The organism is Daejeonella sp. (assembly GCF_044342615.1).
Lineage (GTDB): Bacteria > Bacteroidota > Bacteroidia > Sphingobacteriales > Sphingobacteriaceae > Daejeonella.
Genome location: NZ_JBIIPN010000089.1, coordinates 1 through 11,065 on the forward strand (window position 1 = coordinate 1; position 11,065 = coordinate 11,065).

The 11,065-nt window shown below is 34.1% G+C and carries 11 protein-coding genes; 5 read left to right on the forward strand and 6 right to left on the reverse strand.

What is annotated here, in order from left to right; genetic code table 11:
• Positions 1-84: 84 nt before the first annotated feature.
• Genes ACIQ0D_RS08645 through proS form a run of 3 tightly spaced genes read right to left on the reverse strand, consistent with a single transcriptional unit; the run spans position 85 to position 3,452 of the window.
• Entirely contained in the window at positions 85-1,224 is a 1,140-nt protein-coding gene (locus ACIQ0D_RS08645; protein ID WP_395804706.1) for a cystathionine gamma-synthase, read from the reverse strand.
• A 41-nt stretch (positions 1,225-1,265) separates the two neighbouring features.
• Positions 1,266-1,961: a hypothetical protein gene (locus tag ACIQ0D_RS08650; protein ID WP_395804708.1), complete on the reverse strand. Its 696-nt coding sequence runs from the start codon at positions 1,959-1,961 to the stop codon at positions 1,266-1,268.
• An 18-nt stretch (positions 1,962-1,979) separates the two neighbouring features.
• A complete protein-coding gene (gene proS, locus ACIQ0D_RS08655) occupies positions 1,980-3,452 on the reverse strand; it encodes a proline--tRNA ligase (RefSeq protein WP_395804710.1) in 1,473 nt (490 codons plus the stop codon).
• Positions 3,453-3,608: 156 nt separating this feature from the next.
• Between proS and ACIQ0D_RS08660 the strand changes: the two genes are divergently transcribed.
• Genes ACIQ0D_RS08660 through ACIQ0D_RS08680 form a run of 5 tightly spaced genes read left to right on the forward strand, consistent with a single transcriptional unit; the run spans position 3,609 to position 8,502 of the window.
• Positions 3,609-4,598 carry a hypothetical protein gene (locus ACIQ0D_RS08660; RefSeq protein WP_395804712.1) on the forward strand — a complete coding sequence of 330 codons (990 nt, stop codon included), beginning with the start codon at positions 3,609-3,611 and terminating at the stop codon, positions 4,596-4,598.
• A gap of 17 nt (positions 4,599-4,615) precedes the next feature.
• Positions 4,616-6,136 (forward strand): OmpP1/FadL family transporter, encoded by a 1,521-nt coding sequence (locus ACIQ0D_RS08665; RefSeq protein ID WP_395804714.1) that lies wholly within the window; start codon positions 4,616-4,618, stop codon positions 6,134-6,136.
• Positions 6,137-6,191: 55 nt separating this feature from the next.
• Positions 6,192-6,959: a DUF4905 domain-containing protein gene (locus ACIQ0D_RS08670; RefSeq protein ID WP_395804716.1), complete on the forward strand. Its 768-nt coding sequence runs from the start codon at positions 6,192-6,194 to the stop codon at positions 6,957-6,959.
• A 24-nt stretch (positions 6,960-6,983) separates the two neighbouring features.
• Positions 6,984-7,868 (forward strand): LysM peptidoglycan-binding domain-containing protein, encoded by an 885-nt coding sequence (locus ACIQ0D_RS08675; protein WP_395804718.1) that lies wholly within the window; start codon positions 6,984-6,986, stop codon positions 7,866-7,868.
• Positions 7,861-8,502, forward strand: a complete 642-nt coding sequence (locus tag ACIQ0D_RS08680) for a uridine kinase (protein WP_395804720.1) — start codon at positions 7,861-7,863, stop codon at positions 8,500-8,502. The genes ACIQ0D_RS08675 and ACIQ0D_RS08680 overlap by 8 nt, the downstream gene beginning before the upstream one ends.
• Here the strand turns inward: ACIQ0D_RS08680 and ACIQ0D_RS08685 are convergent, their stop codons facing one another.
• The 3 genes from ACIQ0D_RS08685 to ACIQ0D_RS08695 form a co-directional block, all read right to left on the reverse strand.
• Positions 8,503-9,159 (reverse strand): CoA transferase subunit B, encoded by a 657-nt coding sequence (locus ACIQ0D_RS08685; RefSeq protein ID WP_395804722.1) that lies wholly within the window; start codon positions 9,157-9,159, stop codon positions 8,503-8,505.
• A 65-nt stretch (positions 9,160-9,224) separates the two neighbouring features.
• Entirely contained in the window at positions 9,225-9,923 is a 699-nt protein-coding gene (locus ACIQ0D_RS08690) for a CoA transferase subunit A (protein WP_395804724.1), read from the reverse strand.
• A 50-nt stretch (positions 9,924-9,973) separates the two neighbouring features.
• The coding region (locus ACIQ0D_RS08695) for a PQQ-dependent sugar dehydrogenase (protein WP_395804726.1) at positions 9,974-11,065 on the reverse strand (1,092 nt) is incomplete at its 5' end.

An 11,065-nucleotide genomic window follows, 5' to 3' on the forward strand; every position in this document is an offset into this window, starting at 1 on the left:
CTCAACCTTTGCATCAAGAAAATCTTTCAGTCCCTGAAACGTATTTAAAGAAACCGGATATTGAGACATGATTTTATAAAATCTCTAAGAAAGTGCCTGCTTTAAATCCTCAAGCAAATCTTCCACATCCTCAACACCAACACTTAAACGTAAAAGGTTATCGGTAACACCAACTTTATCACGTTCAGCCTTAGGAATAGAACCATGCGTCATTGATACTGGATGATTAATTAAAGATTCTACTCCTCCCAAAGATTCTGCCAGTGAAAAAACCTTAAATGAAGATGCAATACGATAGGTTTCTTGTAAATCAGCTCCTTTTAAAGTAATAGAAATCATTCCGCCGAAATCACGCATTTGCTTTTTTGCAATATCATGATTAGGATGATCTGTAAATCCTGGCCAGTAGATTTTATCCACTTTAGGGTGATCCTTCAAAAATTCAGCGATTTGTCTACCATTTTCACAATGCGCTTTCATACGTAAATGAAGGGTTTTTAAACCTCTTAGCACTAAGAAACTATCCATCGGACCAGGAGTAGCGCCGCAAGCATTATAAATGAACCATAAACGCTTGTATAGATCCTCATCATTAAGCATTAAGGCCCCCATCACCACATCCGAATGTCCACCAAGGTATTTGGTTACCGAATGCATCACAATATCTGCACCTAAGTCAATTGGGTTTTGTAAATAAGGTGAAGCAAATGTATTATCAACCGCCAATAAAACATTGTTTTGCTTGGCGATAGTAGCAACAGCCTTTATATCAACAATTTGCATTGTAGGATTTGTAGGAGTTTCAATCCAAATTAACTTAGTATTATCATTGACATAATTCTTTACATTTTCAGCATCAGTCATATCAATGAAATGGAACTTTATTCCATAATTTGAAAATATTTTAGTGAAAATTCGGTAAGAACCTCCATAAAGATCATTTCCAGTAATTACTTCATCTCCAGGTGCAAGCAATTTCATCACAGCGTCGGTAGCACCCATACCACTCGAAAAAGCGAGTCCGTAGTTTGCATTTTCCAAAGCTGCAAGACATGATTCTAATGCTTTACGAGTCGGATTAGTCCCTCTAGAGTATTCAAAACCCTTATTATCGCCAGGAGATTTTTGCCAATAAGTAGAAGTTTGGAATATAGGAGTCATAATTGCCCCTGTACTTGGATCAGGCTCTTGTCCTGCATGTATCGCTTTTGTTCCGAATTTCATAATGAATTATATAATTGGTTAATTTTTAAAAAAATTTTGGCTTAGTTCACTTTATTTTCAAGCTCAGCCTTAAATTTATAACCTAATTGCTTGCTTGTAGGGTATCCTGATGTTGATCCCATGTATTGTTTTTCTTCAAGACTAATAAAGCGCACATTTTCAAAAGGTGGAGTTAGAAGATCAAAATCCATGCAATAGATAATTGCTAACTCCAAAATTTTACGAATTTGCTCCTTTTGTAGCTTTCCTTTATGAAAGGAATTGAAGAGGAAGCCCAATTGACTTTGTCCATCTACAAAAAAATGCTCCTCTTTATTAATAAAAATGCGTCCGATTAAATTACCCACATCAGAACCTCTATTATACTTTAATGAATCGGCCAAAAAATTATGGATGTGAATGATACCGCAATACTGTCTGTAAGGATCTTCCTGAACATATTTTAGCTTATTTACCTCATGTTCAGGAGGGAAACAAAACACATTACTATGCATAGATAATATCAGAACATCACCTGAAAATTTAAGTTGTACTTCAAAATCACCACGATCAGAGTAGCTTATTTCAACTAGTTGGCTTTTTCCGGCAAAATCAGCTTGCATATCTAAACAAATTTCATTCAAAACCTGTTTAAATTGATTAAAAACAGCGGAAGTTGTTTTGAAAATCTGCTGTTTTACACTGGCCTTGTTTTCTAGTAGAGTTAAAATATGCTTGTATGATTCAACCTCTTCCATATAAATTAAATTTTGATCTTAATAAGCTCTAGCAAATAAAACACGCTGAGTAGATGGGTTTCCGGTAACCATGCAAACACCATTTTCAAGCTTATTATTTAAAGGAATGCACCTAATAGTTGCTTTAGTTTCATCTTTAATTCTTTTTTCAGTCTCAGGAGTTCCATCCCAATGCGCCGAAATAAATCCAGCTTTGGTTTCTAAAAGCTCCTTAAACTCTTCATAAGAATTTGCTTCGCGCGTATTTTCCTCTCTAAATTTCAAGGCTTTTTGATAGATACTACTTTGAATATCAACCAATAAATCCTCAATATGCTGAACTAAACCATCTCTAGAAATAGTTTGTTTTTCCTTTGTATCACGACGGGCAATTTCAATAGTACCGTTTTCAAGATCGCGCCCTCCTATTGCTAGTCTTACAGGAACACCTTTCATTTCATATTCAGCAAACTTAAAACCGGGACGTAAGGTATCGCGGTCATCGTATTTGACAGAAATATTTTTGTTTTTCAAATCTTTTGACAATTCTTTAGCCAATGCAGAAATCTGCTCTAACTCTTCATCAGTACGATAAATTGGCACAATAACAACTTGAATTGGAGCAAGTTTTGGTGGAAGCACCAATCCTGAATCATCAGAATGAGCCATAATTAAAGCTCCTATTAAACGAGTGGAAACTCCCCAAGAAGTAGCCCAAACATAATCAAGTTTACCTTCTTTACTTGTAAATTTAACATCAAAAGCTTTGGCAAAATTTTGACCTAAAAAGTGAGATGTTCCTGCTTGAAGCGCTTTGCCATCTTGCATTAAAGCTTCAATACAATAAGTGTCTAAAGCTCCTGCAAAACGCTCATTGGCAGTCTTTTTACCGCGAATTACAGGTACAGCCATCCAGTTTTCTGCAAAATCTGCATAAACATCAAGCATGCGTTCCGTTTCTTCAATAGCTTCTTGAGAGGTTGCATGAGCTGTATGTCCTTCTTGCCATAAAAACTCGGCAGTTCTAAGGAATAAACGTGTTCTCATTTCCCAGCGGACTACATTTGCCCATTGATTTACTAAAATAGGAAGATCACGGTAAGACTGAATCCACCCTTTATAAGTATTCCAAATAATAGTTTCAGAAGTAGGACGTACAATTAACTCTTCCTCAAGCTTGGCATCCTCATCTACAATTATATTTCCATTGCCATCATTTTTAAGTCTGTAGTGCGTAACAACTGCACATTCAGTCGCAAAACCCTCTACGTGAGAGGCTTCTTTTGAAAAAAATGACTTAGGAATGAATAAAGGAAAATAAGCGTTACTGTGTCCTGTATCCTTAAACATCTTGTCTAAAGCTGCTTGCATATTTTCCCAAATCGCATAGCCATAGGGTTTTATAACCATACAACCCCTAACTGCAGAATGTTCGGCCATATCGGCTTTAGCTACAAGTTCATTATACCATTGCGAATAATCGTCTGCTCTACTTGTTAAACCCTTACTCATCTTATTTTTATCGAAAAATTACGTACATTTATAGAATTTAATATTTTAACAAAGTTATAAAACTAGACGATGTATTCTAATATTTTACGATGCAACCATTGCATAAATAATATCGTCTATAGTTTATACGTTCATTCTTATCTAATAATTACGATTATGAAAAAGAAAATTTTTCCTTTGTTAGCTATCCCTTTTGTTTTATTTGTGGGATCATGTGCCAGTACTAAAACAGCCCAAGTAATTGATCAAGACGATGACGTTTACTATACTGAGGCAAAAGCTAAGGAATTTACTCCAAGAACTATTGTTCAAAATGAATATAAAATTGAGAATGATTATGTAACTGATGAAAATCTTTATGGAGATGTAAGAGATGATTATGGATATTACAATGACTATGCTTCTAGATTTAATCGTTTCGGAACTTTTGCGCCTTCTTTAGGATATTACAATAGTATTTATGGATTTAATTATGATCCATTTTATAATAATATGTTCTTTCCAAATAGTTTTGGGGGCGGATTTGGATTTAATAATGGATTTGGATTAGGTTTTGGGTCAGGTTTTGGATTTGGGTCAGGTTTTGGAATGTTTGGATATAACCCATGGAGGCCTTTCGGCTTTAATTATGGTTTTGGATCAAATTTTTGGGGTCCTGCTTCCTTCTATAATCCTTATAATGCTTTTGGAAATGGAAATGGATATTATGGAGGAATGTATACTGGGATCTATAGTAGTCCTGCTTTCATCGCACCAAACTATCGTACTAGACCCAACAGAACGACTGATAATTTAGGCATAAATAGAGGGTCTGTATCTGGAAATCCAAATGGTATTGGTTCTAATTCTCCAAACAATGGCGCTATTCAAAGAAGTAGAACTGAACGTTATGGGGTTCAAACTCAACCCAATGCTGGTGCTACACAAAACTCTGGAACTAGAACTCAACAGGTTAATCGTCCGGAGCGTGTTAGTCAAAATCAACCACAAAGAGCGCCTCAAACAGAGCGTGTATATACGGCCCCACCTCGTCAGAATACAGCTCCACCACGTCAAGATGTTGGATCAGGCTCTGGATCTAGGTCAAATAATGCCCCTTCAAGTGGAGGTAGTGGTTCTTCAACTCGTCCATCAAGAGGAAATTAGATTATTATTATTAGAATATGAAATTTAGATTATTGTTAACAATAGCAGTCTTAGCCACTGCTTCAATAGAAACTTTTGCTCAATATACTGCTGATGCATTGCGGTTTTCTCTAACTCAATCTGGGAGTACAGCCAGATTTAAAGCTATTGGGGCTCAAATAGGTGTAGGTGGTGATTTAAGCTCTATAGGTAGTAATCCTGCTGGAATAGGATTGTTTACCAAATCTGATTTTAGTTTTACTCCCGAGTTTAATGCAATAAATGCAAATGCTAGTTATTTAAATGATAACTCTATTGGCCAAAAAGATCAATTAAATATTGGTCATGCTGCTGTTGTTTGGAATCAAAAGCTATCTAAACCTAAGGGCTCAGATTTAGGAAAAGGATGGATAAGTTTTAATTATGGTATTGGTTATAACCGTACTAAGTCTTACGGAGATAATTTTTTATTTTCTGGAACAAACCCCAAAAACTCTATCGCCGATTACTATTCAGAACTTGCTACATCGAATTTTGGAGCTCCTAATACGCTTTCAAGAGGAAGCTTAGAAAGAATGGCTTACGATAATTACGTAATTGGATATGATAATTTTGACGGCACGTATTTTCCTGAAACAGATGTAAATAATAAGCAAACAAAAAATGATATTCGAACTGGTTCACAAAGTGAAATCAATTTTGCTTTTGGAGCAAACTATAGTAATCAATTTTTCATAGGTGCAAGCCTTGGAATAACTAGCTTGAGATATTCTACTGATGCTGTTTATAAAGAAACAGGATATAATGTTACAGAAGATAATAACTATGATTTATCCTTCAGACAATCTCAAACAACCAGAGGAACAGGAATAAATGCAAGATTAGGTGCAATTTATAGACCTAATAAAACTTTACGTTTAGGGGCTACACTTGAAACTCCTACATGGTCAAGCATTGATGATAGATATTCTGAAGGACTTGACACTAAGTATGGAAGAAATAGAGTTGACTCCTCATTTGTAAATGATGATTCTGTTTATGACTTTTCATATAGACTACGGACACCACTTAAGCTGAGTGGTGGTGTTGGAGTTTTCTTTAATAAAAGTGGATTTATTTCTGCCGACATAGATTATGTTGATTATTCTACAATTAATCTATCTTCATATGAAAATGAAATTGATTCAGACGTAATTGTAGATAATAACAGAGAGATATTAAAGACTTTTAAAAGTGCTATAAACTTTCGTTTAGGGACCGAAATAAAATTCAACAATTTAATGCTAAGAGCTGGTTATGGTGTACAAGGCAATCCTTATCAGGAAAAAAAGGATGATAATGGTAGAATTTTAACAAACTTTAAAGAACAGTTTAAAATTCAAACTTATAGTGGCGGACTAGGATACAGAATTAATGATGTTTATTTTGATTTAACCTATCAACAAGTTGCATACAATACTCAAATCAGTCCCTATATTTTAAATGATGGAACAAATCCAGTTGCAAATATTGACAATAAACGAAATAATATATTTTTAACAATAGGCAAAAGGTTTTAATCCTTTCCATTAAAATTAAAATATAGAAATTTTAGATTTTTGATTATTTGCTAAGATGAGCATAAATGAGACCATTAAGTTAAAGCAAGTTTTTGCAGAGAAATTCAATGGATTAATTTGGCGAATTAAAATCGACGAAGATAATGACTATCTGGCCATTGAAAGTAGAAATATTGACACTAAAAAGGTATTATTTAGTGTTTTAAATTTCAAGACTGGTAAAATCTTTTTCAAAGAGAGCGCTTTTGGTGAACCAATGAATGCTAATTTGGCTTATTTGTCAAAAGATACCCTCCTATTAAAATTAAATGAACATGTTGATAGCCCCGAAAGTTCGGGATTAATTTCTATTGAACTCAAAAGCGATAAAATATTATGGGAAAAATACAATGTGGCTATCCAACAAGCTACAGAATATGGAATTCAAATATTTGATACCAAAATTTCACCCCGACGGTATAATTGGATAAACCATTTAAATGCATCCATCCTCCCTGAACCATCTCAAATTAAACACAATACAAGTTCTATTAAATTTCCTGATTTAAATAAATCATATACATTCCCTAATTTTATTGAACATGGTTTAATTGAAGGAGTAGTTGCTGAATTAAAAATTGATGATTTACAAATAATTTGCTTTCATGAAAAATTGGTAGATAAATTACAACAGAAATTACTTATCTATCAGAATAATAAGAAATTACATGAAGATATTTTAATAAGTAATATACAAAAACTACAACCTGAGTCGTTCTTTGTTATAAAGAAACAATTGTTCTACATCCGAAATAAGGATGAAATCGTTTCATATTTCGTATAATTGCACAAATTTTATATTCTTTTGATGTTAAGACTTATAGTTTTATTCATTTTCTTTGGCTTTATGTCGCTCACAGCAAGTGCAGCGATCGATTCTATCGGCGTTGAAAATCTAAACGGCAAAAAAACCATAGTCCATAAATTAGAGCCTAAAGAAACCTATTTTTCATTAGGTAGAAAGTATAATGTAAGCCCCCAATCAATTATTCAATTTAACAGTAACAAATCTTTACAGATTGGTGCTATTGTTAAAATTCCTACTGATCGGCCATTCACAGATGTAAGTATATCAAACATAAATAGTAATCTACAAACAAGCGAATCATCAACAGAAACTAGCATCGACTATAAAGTTGGTGCACGAGAATACCTCTACTCTATTGCCAGAAAATTTAACACCACTGTAGAAAAACTAAAATCATTAAACAATCTTAGTAGTAATAATCTTTCAATAGGGCAGATTATTAAGGTTCCTTCTGGAAATTCGAATCCGGAACAAACAATTGTAGAAATAAACATAACTCCTGAAGCTAACCAAGAACCAGTTACAAATACAGCTGCTATTTTAACAGATAGTATACAAAATGCAAGTGAACGACTTAAATTACCCGTTGCGAGATACGGTTTAAGAGAAGTGAATGAAAGAGGAATTGCCATTACCTTGGCTGATGAAAACTTGAATGAAACAAAGATGTTGGCACTTCACCAAACAGCACCAATTGGTACGGTTATTAAAATAACTAATCCTATGACTGGTAAAAGCACCTTTGCAAAAGTTGTTGGAAAATTTACTCAAAATGAATTATCAAAAGATGCTATTATTGTAGTGAATAAGGCTACAGCAAATTTAATTGGTGCCTTAGATAAAAGATTTCAAGTAACCTTAATATACGGTGTTCCTAATGAGTAAGAAACCATTTGTAATTGGTGTTGCCGGTGGAAGTGGTTCCGGAAAAACCTTTTTTTTAAAGTGCTTTTTAAACCATTTTAAAAAAGAAGAAATCTGTTTATTATCTCAAGACGACTATTATTATAGAGTGGGTCATACAATGACTGCTGAAGAAAATAAACTTTATAATTTTGATCTCCCATCAACTATCGATAATAGTCAATTTGTAAACGATATTAAAAATTTGATTAATGGAGAAGCTGTTTATCAAAAAGAATACACCTTCAATAATCCAAATGCTGAACCTAAATTATTAGAAATTCAACCAGCTCCAATTGTTATGGTTGAGGGTTTATTTATCCTTCATTTTGAGGAAATCTCAGAAATATTAGATATGAAAATATTTATTGATACAGATGAGGATATCGCTTTACAAAGACGTCTAAAAAGAGATCTTATCGAACGAGGTTACCCTGAAGGAGATGTTCTTTATAAATGGAATAATCATGTGATGCCTGCCTTTAATGATTACTTATTGCCTTATAAAAAGCAATGCGATAAAATAATTACGAATAATACACATGTTGCTGAAGACATCATCGAAATAACAAGTGAAATTTCTAATCAACTGAGGGAAAACATATTGGTATTATAATTAAATTTTCATTTCAGGAATATCGCCTTCTATAATTAATTTCCCTGCAGTGGCTTTTTTGATTTCATCAATAGTTACTCCAGGAGCACGTTCTAATAATCTAAAACCACCATCAGTAGCAATTTCTAAAACTGCAAGCTCAGTAACAATTTTTTTAACACATTTTACACCTGTTAATGGTAAAGAACATTGTGGTAAAAGTTTGCTCTCACCAGCCTTATTTACATGCTGCATGGCAACAATAATATTTTTGGCGGAAGCAACTAAATCCATTGCGCCTCCCATTCCTTTAACCATTTTCCCTGGGATTTTCCAATTCGCGATATCTCCATTTTCTGATACCTCCATCGCTCCAAGTATCGTTAAATCAACTTTTTGAGAACGAATCATACCAAAACTCATCGCTGAATCGAAAATAGAAGAACCAGGCAAAGTAGTAATGGTTTGCTTTCCAGCATTGATTAAATCTGGATCTTCCTCACCTTCAATTGGAAATGGTCCCATTCCTAATAGACCATTTTCTGATTGAAGAACGACATTTATTCCCTCAGGAATATAATTAGCCACTAGGGTCGGAATGCCTATACCCAAATTAACATAATAATTATTCTTAATTTCTTGTGCTATACGCTTTGCAATACCGATTTTATCTAACATGAATATCGTTTTATAATTTTCTTTGAGATATAACTATTGAAAATAAATATTTGATTATCAGATATTTATATTGAACTAACAGTCCGTTGCTCTATTCTTTTTTGATAATCCTGCCCTTGAAAAATACGATGAACGTAAATTCCAGGTGTGTGAATCTGATCTGGGTCTAATTCACCAACCTCAACTAAATGCTCAACCTCTGCAATCGTGATTTTACCGGCCATTGCCATTACAGGATTGAAGTTCCTAGCGGTAGAGCGATAGATAAGATTACCAGCACTATCTCCTTTCCAAGCTTTAACAATGGCAAAGTCAGCATCAAAAGCCATTTCCATTAAATAATCTTTCCCGTTGAAATTCCTAATTTCTTTACCTAAGGCTACTTCAGTTCCAACTCCAGCAGGCGTAAATATTGCGGGCATGCCATAACCTGCCGCCATACAACGAGTTGCTAAAGTTCCTTGTGGGACTAATTCGACCTCTAGTTCACCACTAAGCAATTGTCGTTCAAACTCTGCATTCTCACCAACATAGGAAGAAATCATCTTTTTAACTTGCCTATTTTGAAGCATCAATCCAATGCCAAAATCATCAACACCAGCATTATTAGAAATACATGTTAACTGATTTACCCCTTTCTTAACAAGTGCATTAATGCAATTTTCAGGAATACCACATAAACCAAAACCGCCTAGCATGAGTGTCATCCCACTAGAAATATCTCTGATGGCCTCATCGGCATTCGCAACAACTTTATGAATCATAAATAATTGGTTAGTGCACTAAATTACCAAAAGCATTAGAAACTGTAATATTATTTTGCTTTTATGACCAAAATCTTATCATTTGATCCATTGCTTGTCAAGATATAGATATTCCCATCCGCACCAACACAAACATCTCTAAGTCTTCCATAAGTACCCCTAAACAATTCTTTAGTCTCTTCGATTTTATCTCCAGAAGTATTTAGCCTTAATTGATACAAGGTTTGATCTTTCAAAGTAGCCAAAATCAATGAATTTTTAAACTGAGTGAGAGTACCTTTTTCATAATAATCCATTCCCGATACTGCAATTGTAGGAGTCCAACTTTTCAATGGTTCAACCACATTATTTGCATTACAAAAAGTCTGCTCGGTACTTTCATTACAAAAACCATTTACATTAGGCCAGCCATAATTTCTGTTTCTCATAATGATATTAATTTCATCATCCTTTTCAGGTCCATGTTCTGAACTATAAAGTTTTCCATTGGCAAATACTAAGCCTTGAGCATTTCGATGCCCCAAAGACCATGTAGCGTTTCCAGCAAAAGGATTATCTGTGGGGATGGATCCATCTAGGTTCACACGCAAAACTTTACCACTCAATGAGTTTATAGATTGAGCAGTATTTGCATTTACAGCGTCGCCGGTGGTTATGAATAATTTGAGATCGGGACTTATCAATAGACGTGAGCCATTGTGATAATTTGCTGCCGGAATATTATCCAGGATAATAATTGGGTTAATTAAACTTGAAGAATTATAAGTGTACCTAACTATTTTTTCGGTATAAACACCTGATTTATCATAATTATAAACAACAAAAACATGCGGGGTAACAGAGAAATTTGGATGAAGAACCATTCCCAATAATCCACCCTCGCCTTGCGACTTAACATCAGAAATAGTTAACAAGGGACTAATTATACCATTTGAAGGATTAATACGACTTATTCTACCTCCTCTTTCGGTCATCCAAAGAAAATTATCTGGCCCCCACAGAAGCTCCCAAGGAAAGGATAAATTTTGACTTAACACCTGAATCTCAATTTCAGGAGTCTGAATTGCTATTTCAGGCGATTTAGATGATTTTTTACATGTTATGAAAATCAAGAGAATTAGAATACCCAATAGTTTAATCTT